The following is a 13,953-nucleotide window of genomic DNA, read 5'->3' as shown; positions in this document are numbered from 1 at the left end:
GCAGCTAGACGCCTGTGCCGCTGACGGCGAGCAGCACGGAAATCGTCACGACCGAGAGAACCGTGGAGGCGAGAACCACCCTGCCCGTCAGGCTCGCCTCGCGGTTATAGAATTCGGCGAGCATGAACGGCCCGGTGCCGGTCGGCAGCGCAGCGAGCAGCACCGCCGTATGCGTGGCAATCGCTGGAAGCTGCAGCACCGGCCCGGCGATCACCCAGGTCACGACAGGCTGGGCGATGAGCTTCAGCCCGACGAGGATGCCCGCCGTCGACAGCCGGCCGCTCGCGTTGCCCGCCTGCGTTCCCGCCAGGAACAGCCCGAGCGCAATCAGCGCGCAGGGAGACGCGGCGCCCCCGAGCAGCTTCAGGAAGGCATGAACCGGCGCCGGCAGCGGCAAGCCCGAAATCATCACCAGCGCGCCGAGCACCGGCGCCACCAATAGCGGGTTCTTCGACAGCGACAGGAAGGTCTTGAAGGCGATGTCGCGGCGGCGGGTTTCCGATTGCAGCCCGCCTTCGATCAGCACGATCGCCAGCGCGAAGAGCACGCAGACCGTCAGGATGGTCGCGATCAGAGTCGGCCCCATGCCGGTATCGCCCATCAGCGACAGAATGAGCGGAAAGCCGACGAAGCCGGTATTGGCGTAACTGGCATTCAGAGCATCGATCGCCGCATCGGCAAGGTGCCGCCCCTTCGCCATCCGCCACCACAGCGTCCCGCCGAAGATCGCGGCGCAGCCGAGCGTGAATGCGGCGATGAAACCGGGCTGCCAGATTTCCGCAGGCTTCGCATTCGCCATGATGTCAAAGAGCAGCGCCGGAAGCGCCAGATAGACGACGAGACGGTTGACCTCGCGGGTAGCGTTCGGCCCGAGAGCCCCCGCCTTGCGGGCCACCCAGCCGGCAAAAATCAGGGCGAAAATCGGCAATACGATAAGCAGGTTCGTCAGCATCTCGGCACTCGATAGATCCGAGATTGTCGATACGCCCGCCGATCGATATATTCCAATGCCGATTGGATCGCTCATTAATACTCTGGAGGTATCGAATGGATACGCGCCACATGCGCTATTTCGTGGCGCTGGCCGAGACCCTGCATTTCGGCCAAGCGGCGGCGCGGATGAACATGACCCAGCCGCCCTTCAGCCGCCAGATCTCGGCGATCGAGACGGCGCTCGGCGCCAAACTGTTCGATCGCAATTCCCGCAATGTGACGCTGACCTCGGCCGGGAAACACTTCCTGAAGGACTGCCGCACCGTGCTCGCGAGCTTCGATGCCGCCTGCCGCGACGTGCAGCTGGTGGCGAGCGGTATCAAGGGCGAGCTGAAGCTCGGCTTCATGATGCATGCCGCCCACAGCATCGTTCCGGCGCTGGTGCGGCTCCATTCCGAGGCGCGGCCCGATGTCCGGCTGATCCTCGAAGAGCGCATCCCGACCGACATCGACGAGATGCTGGTCGAAGGCAGGCTCGATGCCGCCGTGACCTTTGGCACGCCCTACGCGCCGCATCTGCGCACGCAGCTTCTCGCCCGCGACAGGCTGCGGCTCATCGCCCGCGCCGATCATCCGCTGGCGGAGGCTGATGTCATCAGGCCGGAAAGGCTGGAGGGCGAGCGGCTGATCGCAGCCCCCGCCTCGGTCGCACCGACGCTGCGCTCGGCAATCGGGATCTTCTGCGCCACCGGCGGCACCGTCCCGCATTTCGCCTTCGAACCGCGGCTGCAGCACACGATCATCCGCCTCGTCGGCGAAGGTCTGGGTGTCGGGCTGATCCCGCAATCCCTCTGCAGCGATCTCGGCGAGGCGATCGTCTCGCGGCCGCTGCAAAACCCGCCGGAGTTCGATGTGGTGCTCTGCGCCCCGATCGCCACGAAGAATCCAGCCGTGTCAGAGCTCTTCGAGATCGCCGGATCGCATTTCCGCGTTTAGGAACGCCCAAACCGCAATCGCAGCCGCGGCAGCTTCTTCGTCAGATCGATCAGCGGCGTATCGTGCTCGATGCTGACGGCGGGTGCAAAGGCGGAGAACTTCTTCTCGAAGGCGAGATCGGCGGCATTCTTGCGCTGCTCGATATCCTGCGGCACCAGCATCCCCCGCTCGAAGAGCGAGATCGGTGCGGCGATATGCGGAAAGATCGTCTGGCTGATCTTAGCCTTGGCGCCTGGCCGGTCGGTATCGACCTGGGCACGATAGAGCACCAGCCGCTCCTCGGTATCGACCATCAGCTTGCGCGTCAGCACGTTGCAGAGCGCGATCTGGCCGTTCAGCGCATCGACGAAGATCTGGAACATGGTGATGAAGCGTTCGCGGCGATGGCTCTCGTCGCGCATCACCTGCTCCTCGCTGGAAATCCGCTCCGCCTCGGCCTTCAGCGCTCGGCGCTCCTCTTCCAGCCGCTCCCAATCCGCCTTGCCGCCATAGACGCCGATGCGCCCCTGCGTCGTCAGCGCCTTGGCATTCAGCTCCTTCATCCGCATCCGGGCGATATCGATCGCATCCACCAGGCGGCGCCGGTGTTCGATGATGTCGACCACGCCGCTCTCGGCCGCCTTGTGGCATTCGGCGGCGAAGCCCCGATGGGCCGAAACCAGACCGGAAAGCGCATCGCTCTTGGCGAAGAGATCGAGCAGCCGCTCGACGACGGGCGCCTCGCTGACCCGCTGGCTGTGCTGGCGCCACATGCGCTGACGCGAAAACCAGCCGGTCAGCCGCTCGCGCTGCGTCAGCCCGCGAAAACTGTCGAGATCCTCGGAAACCTCATCGGAAAGGCGGTCGAGCTCGGCCGCGAGCTCACCGAGCAGACCGTCGAGCGCCTGCCGCTTCGCACCGGCGCTCTGGAAGCGCTGGTTTTCCGTCAGAAACTCCTCATCGCCCGATTGCGCCTCGTTGCGGGCGAAATCGGCGATGAAGGCGGCGCAGCCGGCGGCCTCGTCGCGCAGCTCGCCGGCCAGCGCCGCGGCACTCTCCAATAGGCTGTCGAATGGTGGAGCCTTGCGCACCAGTTTCTCCCGGGAATCGTTGGCCTCAAGCTAGCCGGTCGGAAGCCCGATGAAAATCCGCCCTTTTAGATGGCCTCGGCGACGAAGCGCCCGTTCATCTCGTCGTCCCAGTGCCTACGGCAGAGGGAGACATATTTTTCGTTGCCGCCGACATCGATCTGCGCGCCCTCGTGCAGCACCTTGCCCTCGGCATCGAGCCGCACCACCATCGTCGCCTTGCGGCCGCAATGGCAGATGGTGCGCACTTCGCGCATCTCGTCGGAGATCGCCAGCAGCTCTTCCGATGCCGGAAACAGCTTGCCCTGAAAATCGGTCCTCAGACCATAGACCATCACAGGAATGCCGAGACGATCGACGATGCGGGCCAGCTGCCAGACGTGATCGCGCGTCATGAAATGCGCCTCGTCGACGAAGATGCAGGCGATCGGCTCGCCCTCTCCGGAGAGACCCTTGACGAGACGCAGGAGGTCCGTCTCCGCCTCGAACGGGATGGCCTCGGCTTCCAGCCCGATGCGCGAGCCGATGATGCCCTTGCCGGTACGCTCGTCAAAGGCGGCGATCAGCAGAACCGTCCGCATGCCGCGCTCCTGGTAATTGTAGGAGGCCTGCAGCAGCATCGTCGTCTTGCCGGCGTTCATCGTCGAGTAATTGAAGTAGAGTTTGGCCATGGTTTTCTCCGTCCTCCGCTTTTGAAAGCTCGAATCGCGAAAGAAAAGACCGCAGCGCTGATAATCACAGGAAATCGCGCGGCTGAAACGGCCGGAATCCTTGATTTCCCGGCCCTCACGGAAAATTGCGCCACGTCGCAATCGAGTATGCCAAACCGCCGCAAATGCACTGAGGTTGCTTGTAAATGTCAGCTATTGATGGTTGGCTTGGGGACGTAAGACTGGGAGTCTATATAAATGAGAACGACAAGCGCATCCAAACTGATTACAGCCACCGCCGTCGCCGCTCTTTCCGTAGCGACAGCCGCATTTGCCGCAGACCCTGACAGCTGCTCCACCGTCCGTTTTTCGGACGTAGGCTGGACGGATATTACCGCAACCACCGCAACCGCCTCCGTCGTATTGAAGGGCCTCGGCTATGAGCCGAAGACCACCGTCCTTTCGGTACCGGTCACCTACCAGTCGCTGAAGAACAAGGACATCGACGTGTTCCTTGGCAACTGGATGCCGACCCAGGAAAAGGACGTCCGTCCCTTCCTCGACGACAAGTCGGTCGAATCCTACGGTCCGAACCTGGTCGGCGCCAAGTACACGCTGGCGACCAATGCCAAGGGTGCCGAACTCGGCATCAAGGATTTCAAGGACATCGCAGCCCACAAGGATGACCTGGACGGCAAGATCTACGGCATCGAACCGGGCAATGACGGCAACCGCCTCGTCATCGACATGATCGACAAGGACACCTTCGGCATGAAGGGCATGGAAGTCGTCGAGTCTTCCGAACAGGGCATGCTGGCGCAGGTCGCCCGCGCCGAGAAGGCCGGCAAGCCGGTCGTCTTCCTCGGCTGGGAACCGCACCCGATGAACACCAACTTCAAGCTGACCTACCTGACCGGCGGCGACGACGTCTTCGGTCCGGATTTCGGCGGCGCCAAGGTGTTCACCAACGTCCGTGCAGGCTATTTCGGCGAATGCCCGAACACCGGCACCCTGATCAAGAACATGGTCTTCTCGCTCGAGATGGAAAACCAGATCATGGGCAAGATCATGAACGACGGCGAAGAACCGGAAAAGGCAGCAACGGAATGGCTGAAGGCCAACCCGTCGGCGCTCGATCCGTGGCTCGCAGGCGTCAAGACGCGTGATGGCAGCGCCGATGGCCTGCCCGCCGTCAAGAAGAGCCTCGGTCTCTGATTGGCAGATGCAGGGCGGTTCGCCGCCCTGCCCCTTCGTATCTGATTTCCGCACCTTTTTTGGATAGGCGAGCCCTTGAACTGGATCACTGACTTTAAAATTCCGATTGGCGCCTGGGCCAAATCCTTCGTGGATTGGCTCACGACCAATGCCGACTGGTTCTTCAACCAACTCGCCTTCATCCTCTCGCATGTCATCGATGGCATGCTCTTCGTGCTGCAGGCGCCGCATCCGCTGATCGTGATCCTCGCGATCGCAGGCATTGCCTACTGGATCCGCCGGTCGGTCATCGTCGCGGTCTTCACCTGTCTTGGGCTGCTGCTGATCGCCAACCAGGGCTACTGGAAGGAAACGACGGAAACGCTGGCACTCGTACTCGCCTCCACCTTCGTCTCCATGCTGGTCGGCATTCCGCTCGGCATCGCCGCTGCCCGCCGTGCCTGGGTCTATTCCGTACTGCGGCCGATCCTCGACCTGATGCAGACGATCCCGACCTTCGTCTACCTGATCCCGGCGCTCATCCTCTTCGGCCTCGGCATGGTTCCGGGCCTGATCGCCACCGTGATCTTCGCGATCCCGGCGCCGATCCGCCTCACCCGCCTCGGCATCATCTCCACCCCGCCCTCGCTGGTCGAAGCCGCCGAATCCTTCGGCGCCACGCCGATGCAGGTGCTGCGCAAGGTGGAACTGCCCTTCGCCACGCCGCAGATCATGGCCGGTCTGACGCAAACCATCATGCTGTCGCTGTCGATGGTGGTCATCGCCGCGCTTGTCGGTGCCGATGGTCTCGGCGTGCCGGTCGTGCGCGCGCTGAACACCGTCAACGTCGCCAAGGGCTTCGAAGCCGGTCTCTGCATCGTCATCCTGGCGATCATCCTCGACCGCATGTTCCGCGTAACGGGTGAAGGAGACGGCGCATGACCGCTGTTCGTTTCGATAATGTCAGCATCATTTTCGGCGACAAGCCGGAAACCGCCCTGCAGATGGTCGATCAGGGCAAGACCCGCGACGAGATCGGCGCCGCCACCGGCCTCGTCCTCGGCGTCGCCGACGCCTCGCTCGAGATCCAGGAAGGCGAGATTCTCGTCCTGATGGGTCTTTCCGGTTCCGGCAAATCGACGCTGCTGCGCGCCGTCAACGGTCTGGCGCCGGTGGTGCGCGGTTCCGTCAGCGTCTCCACGGCGACCGGCACCGTCGATCCCTACAAGTGCAATGCCAAGGGTCTGCGCGACCTGCGCATGCACACCGTCTCGATGGTCTTCCAGCAGTTCGCCCTCCTGCCCTGGCGCACCGTCGCCGACAATGTCGGCTTCGGCCTCGAACTGGCGGGCATGCCGGATGCCGAGCGCAAGAAGCGCGTCGACGAGCAGCTCGAACTCGTCAACCTGACGAAATGGGCAAACCGCAAGGTCAACGAGCTCTCGGGCGGCATGCAGCAGCGCGTCGGCCTTGCCCGCGCCTTTGCGACCGGCGCACCGATCCTGTTGATGGACGAGCCGTTCTCGGCCCTCGACCCGTTGATCCGCACCCGCCTGCAGGACGAGCTCCTCGAATTCCAGCGCCGGCTGAAGAAGACCATCCTCTTCGTCAGCCACGACCTCGACGAAGCCTTCCGCATCGGTAACCGCATTGCCATCATGGAAGGCGGCCGCATCATCCAGTGCGGCACGCCGCAGGAGATCGTCAAGAACCCGGCCGACCAGTATGTCGCGGATTTCGTGCAGAACATGAACCCGATCAACATGCTGACGGCGCAGGACGTCATGCAGCCCGGTCTCGGCCAGTCCGCCGCCGGCAGCACCGTCAGCGCAACGGCAAAGCCGGCAACGCCGCTCGTCGATATTCTCGACGCGCTCGCCCGCCAGCCCGGCAGTATCGGCGTCGTCGATAACGGCGCGATCGTCGGCACGATTTCGGCGCAGGATATCGTCAGCGGCCTCACCCGCCACCGGCGCAAAGAACAGGCTTGATCCTTCCGTCCGCTTCCGCCAGAAAAGTGGACATGAAAGATCAAGCTTCCGTATTGCGAGAAACCGACGGGCAGGCTCGCACGCTTGCCCGTACGCTTCTGCGCTCCGCCCGCTATGCCGGCCTCGCCGTTCTCGATCCAGCGACCGGCTTTCCGTTCGCCAGCCGCGTGCTTCTCGGCACCGATATCGATGGCGTCCCTGTTATCCTCGTCTCGGCGCTCTCCACCCACACCAAGGCGCTGGAGAACGATCCCCGCGCCTCGCTGCTGACGGGTGAACCCGGCAAGGGCGATCCGCTGGCTTACGCACGGCTGACGACCCAGTGCCTTGCCGAAAGCGTCGAGCGCGGCACCCCGCTGCACGAGCGCATCAGGACACGTTTCCTCAACCGCCATGCCAAGGCCAAGCTCTATATCGACTTCCCCGACTTCCGGTTTTTCCGGCTGCTTCCACAGTCCGCCAGCCTCAACGGCGGCTTCGGACGGGCCTATATTCTGGAGGGTTCGGACCTGACGATTCTCTCCCCGGCAAACGATGCGGTGGCGGCCAGGGCCGACGACATAGTGCGAGATTTAGTAGACAACCATCCGGACCTGCTTAGGGCGCTTGAAACCCGTTTCAAGGGCAAAATTGACGGGACTTTGAGGGTTTGTGGTGTGGATAGTGCTGGTTTTGACGTGATTTCGGGCGATTACTTGTCACGTTGTGAATTTGAAGAGCCCGTCACAAATCCCGGGGAAATTATTCCACACATATCTAAAATAGCATACTCGATACCCGAAATTTAGGTATATACAATCTTCATGCCCAATTGCTACTTTTCGGGCGTCCGCCAAAACCCCGTCTAACGCCCTGCGCCTATACGGAAAAATTCGCATTAGGAAGATTGGAATAATGGAAACTACTGACTTGTCAGATCATGCTAATGTGGCGGCCGCGCTTCTGTCAGCAATGGCAAACCCCAAGCGACTGCTCATCCTCGTGAGCCTCGTGAAGGGTGAAGTTCCAGTCGGCGTTCTCGCAACGCAGGTTGGCCTCAGCCAGTCCGCCCTGTCTCAGCATCTCTCCAAGCTTCGTGCCCAGAAGCTGGTCAAGACCCGCCGCGACGCGCAGACCATCTATTACTCGAGCAATTCCGAGCCGGTCATGAAGATCCTCGCAACGCTCGAAGACATCTACGCTGTCCAGAACCGGAGCCGTTCCGCGGCTTGACGATCACGCCGACATAACGTTGGCCAAAAACCGGTCCGCCGATGGAATAAATCCGGAATGGACCGGGCGCAGTATTTCAGCACGTCAACCCTACTCCTTTGACCGGCAGATTTCCCAATCTGCCGGTTTTTTCGTTCCTGATGATACCGTCCTGGCGGTATTTCCCTCCGCCGCCGAAGCGCGTAGCAATGAGCGGTAAACTCTGGTCGCAGACGCGCGCGGTGGCTTGACGCCCCGATGCGCGCTGATAGTTTGACCGAACGGTAAAAATACGGGCTCAAGCCCGGGGAACGGGCCTCGCGGCCAGGAGAACAGCATGTCCAATCGCCTCAATACCCCGAACGACCTTCGCGCCTTCTGGATGCCGTTTACGGCAAACCGCCAGTTCAAGAAGGAGCCGCGCATGTTCGTCGGCGCCAAGGACATGTATTACACCACCCATGACGGCCGCCAGGTGCTCGACGGCACCGCCGGCCTCTGGTGCGTCAATGCCGGCCACTGCCGCCCGAAGATCACCGAAGCGATCCGCGAACAGGCGGGCGAGCTCGACTACGCCCCGGCCTTCCAGCTCGGCCACCCCAAGGCCTTCGAACTGGCCAACCGCCTGGTCGATATCGCGCCTGAGGGCATGAACCACGTTCTCTACACCAATTCGGGTTCTGAATCGGTCGAGACCGCCCTCAAGGTGGCGCTTGCCTATCACCGCGTGAAGGGCAACGGCTCGCGCTTCCGCCTGATCGGCCGCGAGCGCGGCTATCACGGCGTCAATTTCGGCGGCATCTCCGTCGGCGGCATCGTCTCTAACCGCAAGATGTTCGGCACGCTGCTGACCGGCGTCGACCACATGCCGCACACGCATCAGCCCGGCAAGAACAACTTCACACGTGGCGAACCCGAGCATGGCGGCGATATCGCCAGCGAACTGGAACGCATCGTCACCCTGCATGACGCCTCGACCATCGCTGCCGTCATCGTCGAGCCGGTCGCAGGCTCCACCGGCGTTCTCATCCCGCCGAAGGGTTACCTGCAGAAGCTGCGCGAGATCTGCACCAAGCACGGCATCCTGTTGATCTTCGACGAAGTCATCACCGGTTTCGGCCGCCTCGGCGCTCCGTTCGCCGCCCAGTATTACGACGTCAAGCCCGACATGATCACCACCGCCAAGGGCCTGACCAACGGCGTCATTCCGATGGGCGCCGTCTTCGTCACCTCGGAAATTCATGATGCCTTCATGAACGGCCCCGAGCACATGATCGAGTTCTTCCACGGCTACACCTATTCGGGCAACCCGATCGCGTCTGCCGCCGCACTCGCGACGCTCGATACCTACAAGGAAGAAGGCCTGCTGACGCGCGCCGCCGAGCTTTCCGACTACTGGGCGGATGCCCTTCATTCGCTGAAGGACTGCCCGAATGTCATCGACATCAGAAACACCGGCCTGATCGGCGCCATCGAGCTCGACCCAATCGCCGGCGAGCCCACCAAGCGCGCCTTCACCGCCTTCCTGAAGGCTTACGAGAAGGGCCTGCTGATCCGCACCACCGGCGACATCATCGCGCTGTCGCCGCCGCTGATCATCGAGAAGCACCATATCGACGAGCTGTTCGGCAAGCTGCGCGAAATCCTGCAGAACAACATCTGATCGTCACCAGACAAACGAAAAGGCCCGCCGGAGCTGATCTCCGGCGGGCCTTTTTCGTTTCTCGGTCTCAGGCTTTTGGCGCCGAGGACACCGACAGGCAGAGCGCGAAGCGCTTCAGCAGCTTGGTGTCGAAATGGCCCTCGCGGCCGAGCATCCATTTCAGCGCCTCGGCAGGCGACCAGGGCTGCTTGTACGGCCGGATCGAGGTGATCGCGTCATAGACGTCGCAGATCGCCGCCAGCCGCGCATAGATGCTGAGCTTCGATCCCGGCAGCATGTTCGGATATCCGCGGCCGTCGATCCGCTCATGGTGGTTGAGGCAGACGTCGAGGACGATCTCTGGCATCCCCGCCTGCCGCTGCAGGATGGCGTGGCCGAGCTCGGGATGGCTGCGGATCAGCTTCATCTCCTCGTCGTCGAGCTTGCCTTCCTTGGAAAGGATCTCCTGCGGAATCTCAAGCTTGCCGACATCGTGCAGCAGCCCGCCGATGCCGAGAACGCGCACCGTTTCCTCGTCGAAATCAAGATAGCGGGCAAAATGGATCATCAGGGCGCTGACGGACAGCGAGTGCAGGAAGGTCGTCTCGTCCTTCGACTTCAGCCGGGTGACGCTGAGGAAGATCGCCGGATTGTCGTCGAGCGACGTTGAAAGCCCGGAGATGACAGGCGCGATATCGTCGAGCGCGACGCCCGCCCCGCCCTGCACCCTGCTGAACACATCTTCCAGCTGCTCGGCGGATTTCTGGATGGTTTCGCGGGCGGCCTTGGTCTGCGCCTCGACGGCACGCGGGTCCTCGGATGCATAGGCGGGCACGTTGGAGCGCAAGCCGTTGGTATCTACACCCTTGGCTGTATTGATGACCACGCCGGCAGCGCCGCTGCCGCGCAACCGCTGGGCATCGGATTCGCGTCTGACGAGAAACCGGTGACGCCCGAGCAACGGGTCGTTCCAGCTCCCTTCGACAGCCTCGATAAACATCCCAGGCCTGACCTGGTTCGCTTCAATGCGCTTTAGCATTCAGACGCTTATTCCCAACGCACGGTTACACTTGCCGGCCGGAGTTTATTCTTGAGACACACTCGCGATCGGCCACCCCTCTACAACCTTCATAGCATGCAAATGTTAATCGGTTCTATTTTACGAATATTCTCAGACACAAAGATTCAGTAGTTATTCTTTGTATAGTCCAAGCATTATTTGCAACTCTCGGATTAAATCGTTGCGACTACATAGCCAAAGGTAGATACTGGCTAACGATCAGAAAAATTCGGTGATTTTTTAAGAAAATGGCGCCGAAGGCGGTCCCCACAGCGCAATCCAGAACAATTTTGCCTGTGGTTTTGTTATTTCCTTGCGAAATCAAGCGAGAATTCCTAGAAAATCGCCGTGCGCCTGCTGAAGTCAAAGATGACCGGACGGGCGCATTGACCGCACCGAAGCCGCCGTCTTGGCGCAACTCAAAAGGGTTGTTGTACGCACCGGTTTCGATGTCGCGGCAGTCACGCGGGCCGAAAGCCCAACCCAAGGAGAACGAAAAATGAGTCTGAAGACTTTGACTGGCGCGATGCTCGCATCGCTGGCTTTTGCACCGCTTGCCCATGCCGATATCACCATCGGCCTCATCGCCCCGCTGACCGGCCCGGTTGCCGCCTACGGCGATCAGGTGAAGAACGGCGCGCAGACCGCCGTTGACGAAATCAACAAGAACGGCGGCATCCTCGGCGAGAAGGTCATCCTGAAGACCGCTGACGACGCCGGCGAACCGAAGCAGGGCGTTTCCGCCGCCAACCAGTTGGTCGGCGAAGGCATCAAGTACGTCGTCGGCCCGGTTACCTCGGGCGTTGCCATCCCGGCTTCCGACGTGCTCGCAGAAAACGGCGTGCTGATGGTCACCCCGACGGCAACGTCGCCGGACCTCACCAAGCGCGGCCTCACCAACGTCTTGCGCACCTGCGGCCGTGACGACCAGCAGGCTGCCGTTGCTGCCGAATACGCCCTGAAGCATTTCAAGGACAAGCGTATCGCCATCATCAACGACAAGGGCGCCTACGGTAAGGGCCTCGCCGACAACTTCAAGGCAACGCTGAATGCCGGCGGTGTCAAGGAAGTCATCGACGACGCCGTCACCCCCGGCGACAAGGACTTCTCGGCGCTCACCACCCGCCTGAAGGCCGAAAAGGTCGAGGTCGTCTATTTCGGCGGCTACCACCCGGAAGGCGGCCTGCTCGCCCGCCAGCTCGCCGACCTCTCGGTCAAGGCGACGATCATCGGCGGTGACGGCCTGTCGAACAGCGAATTCTGGAACATCGGTACGGAAGCCGCTGCCGGCACGATCTTCACCAACGCCTCCGACGCGACGAAGAGCCCGGATTCCAAGGCAGCAGCCGCAGCGCTGGCCGCCAAGAACATCCCGGCCGAAGCCTTCACGCTGAACGCCTACGCCGCTGTCGAAGTCATCAAGGCCGGCATCGAAAAGGCCAAGAGCGCCGAAGACGCGGAAGCCGTCGCAACCGCCCTCAAGGGCGGCGAAGCGATCCCGACCGCCATCGGCAAGCTGACTTACGGCGAAACCGGCGACCTCTCCTCGAAGAGCTTCGAGCTCTACAAGTGGGAAGCCGGCAAGGCCGTTCCGGTCGAATAAGCTTTTCACAAGCGAGAGACCGAAGGATTGGGCGCCGCAAGGCGCCCTTTCTGTTTGCAGCCAAGAGCAATCGGCATTCGGTTCAGGCTGAGCCGGCCCTAGTCGATATGCACGGCAAGCGTCCGCTTCAGCGTCTTCAGGACGACGCTCGTCGTGAACTTGCGGATGTTGCGGTTGAGCTCCATCATCCGGTCGGCCAGCACATCGAAATGCTCCACCGACTGCGCCAGGATCACCAGCGTATAATCGCCCCGCCCGGATGTGCACCAGGCTTCCTGCACTTCCGGCGTCTCGGCGATCCAGCGCATGAATGGCTGCAGCAGTTCCGGCCGGTCGCGCTCCAGCTCCACCTCGACCAGCATCGACACCGCCGAGCCGATCGCCTTGGGATCAACGACGGAGACGTCGCGGAGGATCACCTTGTCGTCCCGGAGTTTCTGCAGCCGCCGCTGCGTCGAGGATTGCGAAAGTCCGACGCGCTCGGACAGCGCCGCCAGCGTGATCGTCGCATCCTGCTGCATCAGCTTGAGGATCTCGCGATCCGCCTTGGTCAGCGCCATGATATAAATTCCCGTAAAATCTCGAAAATCAGTAAATATTCCTGCTCAATGAAGACAATACGGGATTATCCGCAAGTTTTCACTGGCATCCTTATCGCATGACGAACAGCCAGCAACACCCCTCCGCCGATGGTATTCTCGCCGCATCCAAGGCGATCGATCCCGTTTTCCTCAACAGTCCGCTGATCGAGCAGCAAAGCGCCAACGCCGCCCTCGGCCTCCGGCTCTTCGCCAAGGTCGAGACGCTCAATCCGATCCGATCCTTCAAGGGCCGCGGCGCCAGCTGGTGGCTGCACAACGAGCCGCCGGGCGACACGCCGATCGTCTCCGCCTCGGCCGGAAATTTCGGTCAGGGCCTCGCCTATGCCGGGCGGACACAAGGCCGCCGCGTCGTCATCTTCTCCGCCACGACCGCCAATCCCGGCAAGGTCGACGCGATGCGAAAGCTCGGCGCCGAAGTGCGGCTGGAGGGAGCGGATTTCGACGCCGCCAAGGCCGCCGCCCGCCGTTGCGCTGAGGAGCATGACTGCCCCTTCGTCGAGGACGGCGCGTTGCGGACGATCGCCGAGGGCGCCGGCACCATCGCGCTGGAGGTCACCGAACAGCTCGCCCGAAGCGCCGTCCGCCTCGATGCCATCGTCGTGCCGCTCGGCAACGGCGCGCTTCTGACGGGCGTCGGCACCTGGATCAGGGCGTATGCACCGGAATGCAAGGTCATCGGCATCGTCGCCTCGAATGCTCCGGCGATGAAACGCTCCTGGGAAACCGGCCGTCCCGTCTCGACCGAAACGGCAGCAACCGCCGCCGACGGCATCGCCGTGCGCGAATGCGTGCCCTATGCGCTCGACTGCATGAAGGCGACCGTCGACGACGTCTGGGAGGTCAGCGAAGCCGATATCACCGCGGCACGCGACTTCTGCCGCCTGCACTACGGCCTCGTCGTCGAGGAGGCCGGCGCCGCCGGTCTCGCCGGCCTCATCCGGCATGGCAAGGCGCTCGAAGGCGTCACCGTCGCCACCATTCTCTGCGGCGCCAATGTCAGGGCCGACATCGCGTGAACGCCTCT

Annotated in this window: 14 protein-coding genes; 9 read left to right on the top strand and 5 right to left on the bottom strand. The window is 62.3% G+C overall.

The window, feature by feature from the left end:
- Window positions 1-4: 4 nt before the first annotated feature.
- Window positions 5-952, bottom strand: coding sequence for an AEC family transporter (locus ACQZ5H_RS18855; protein WP_449098799.1), 948 nt, complete (start codon window positions 950-952; stop codon window positions 5-7).
- 95 nt (window positions 953-1,047) lie between these two features.
- Between ACQZ5H_RS18855 and ACQZ5H_RS18850 the strand changes: the two genes are divergently transcribed.
- On the top strand, window positions 1,048-1,929 hold the full coding sequence (locus ACQZ5H_RS18850) for a LysR family transcriptional regulator (protein ID WP_449098699.1): 882 nt from the start codon (window positions 1,048-1,050) through the stop codon (window positions 1,927-1,929).
- On the opposite strand, the gene ACQZ5H_RS18845 is transcribed toward ACQZ5H_RS18850, so the two are convergent.
- Window positions 1,926-2,999: a hypothetical protein gene (locus tag ACQZ5H_RS18845; RefSeq protein ID WP_203428402.1), complete on the bottom strand. Its 1,074-nt coding sequence runs from the start codon at window positions 2,997-2,999 to the stop codon at window positions 1,926-1,928. The genes ACQZ5H_RS18850 and ACQZ5H_RS18845 overlap by 4 nt on opposite strands.
- A gap of 65 nt (window positions 3,000-3,064) precedes the next feature.
- Window positions 3,065-3,667, bottom strand: coding sequence for a thymidine kinase (locus tag ACQZ5H_RS18840; protein ID WP_130277781.1), 603 nt, complete (start codon window positions 3,665-3,667; stop codon window positions 3,065-3,067).
- Window positions 3,668-3,904: 237 nt separating this feature from the next.
- On the opposite strand from ACQZ5H_RS18840, the gene ACQZ5H_RS18835 reads away from it, so the two are divergent.
- From ACQZ5H_RS18835 to aptA, 6 genes are all read left to right on the top strand, one after another.
- Window positions 3,905-4,861, top strand: a complete 957-nt coding sequence (locus ACQZ5H_RS18835; protein WP_112719402.1) for a choline ABC transporter substrate-binding protein — start codon at window positions 3,905-3,907, stop codon at window positions 4,859-4,861.
- A gap of 75 nt (window positions 4,862-4,936) precedes the next feature.
- On the top strand, window positions 4,937-5,782 hold the full coding sequence (gene choW, locus ACQZ5H_RS18830) for a choline ABC transporter permease subunit (RefSeq protein ID WP_112719403.1): 846 nt from the start codon (window positions 4,937-4,939) through the stop codon (window positions 5,780-5,782).
- Entirely contained in the window at window positions 5,779-6,831 is a 1,053-nt protein-coding gene (gene choV / locus ACQZ5H_RS18825) for a choline ABC transporter ATP-binding protein (protein ID WP_199627237.1), read from the top strand. Before choW ends, choV begins: the two co-directional genes overlap by 4 nt.
- Before the next feature lie 32 nt (window positions 6,832-6,863).
- On the top strand, window positions 6,864-7,619 hold the full coding sequence (locus ACQZ5H_RS18820; RefSeq protein WP_449098698.1) for a HugZ family pyridoxamine 5'-phosphate oxidase: 756 nt from the start codon (window positions 6,864-6,866) through the stop codon (window positions 7,617-7,619).
- 106 nt (window positions 7,620-7,725) lie between these two features.
- On the top strand, window positions 7,726-8,043 hold the full coding sequence (locus tag ACQZ5H_RS18815; RefSeq protein WP_112719406.1) for an ArsR/SmtB family transcription factor: 318 nt from the start codon (window positions 7,726-7,728) through the stop codon (window positions 8,041-8,043).
- A gap of 316 nt (window positions 8,044-8,359) precedes the next feature.
- Window positions 8,360-9,685: an omega-aminotransferase AptA gene (gene aptA, locus ACQZ5H_RS18810; RefSeq protein ID WP_112719407.1), complete on the top strand. Its 1,326-nt coding sequence runs from the start codon at window positions 8,360-8,362 to the stop codon at window positions 9,683-9,685.
- Window positions 9,686-9,752: 67 nt separating this feature from the next.
- Here aptA and ACQZ5H_RS18805 read toward each other — a convergent pair whose 3' ends face one another.
- Entirely contained in the window at window positions 9,753-10,703 is a 951-nt protein-coding gene (locus ACQZ5H_RS18805; RefSeq protein ID WP_199627239.1) for an HD-GYP domain-containing protein, read from the bottom strand.
- Window positions 10,704-11,223: 520 nt separating this feature from the next.
- Here ACQZ5H_RS18805 and ACQZ5H_RS18800 point away from each other — a divergent pair.
- On the top strand, window positions 11,224-12,327 hold the full coding sequence (locus tag ACQZ5H_RS18800; protein ID WP_449098697.1) for a branched-chain amino acid ABC transporter substrate-binding protein: 1,104 nt from the start codon (window positions 11,224-11,226) through the stop codon (window positions 12,325-12,327).
- 98 nt (window positions 12,328-12,425) lie between these two features.
- On the opposite strand, the gene ACQZ5H_RS18795 is transcribed toward ACQZ5H_RS18800, so the two are convergent.
- Window positions 12,426-12,887 (bottom strand): Lrp/AsnC family transcriptional regulator, encoded by a 462-nt coding sequence (locus tag ACQZ5H_RS18795; RefSeq protein ID WP_130277778.1) that lies wholly within the window; start codon window positions 12,885-12,887, stop codon window positions 12,426-12,428.
- A gap of 98 nt (window positions 12,888-12,985) precedes the next feature.
- On the opposite strand from ACQZ5H_RS18795, the gene ACQZ5H_RS18790 reads away from it, so the two are divergent.
- Window positions 12,986-13,945, top strand: a complete 960-nt coding sequence (locus ACQZ5H_RS18790; protein ID WP_449098696.1) for a threonine ammonia-lyase — start codon at window positions 12,986-12,988, stop codon at window positions 13,943-13,945.
- Window positions 13,946-13,953: the final 8 nt, after the last annotated feature.

It is taken from the genome of Rhizobium sp. 21-4511-3d, from assembly GCF_053522545.1.
This window is presented reverse-complemented; position numbering and strand designations above follow the sequence as displayed.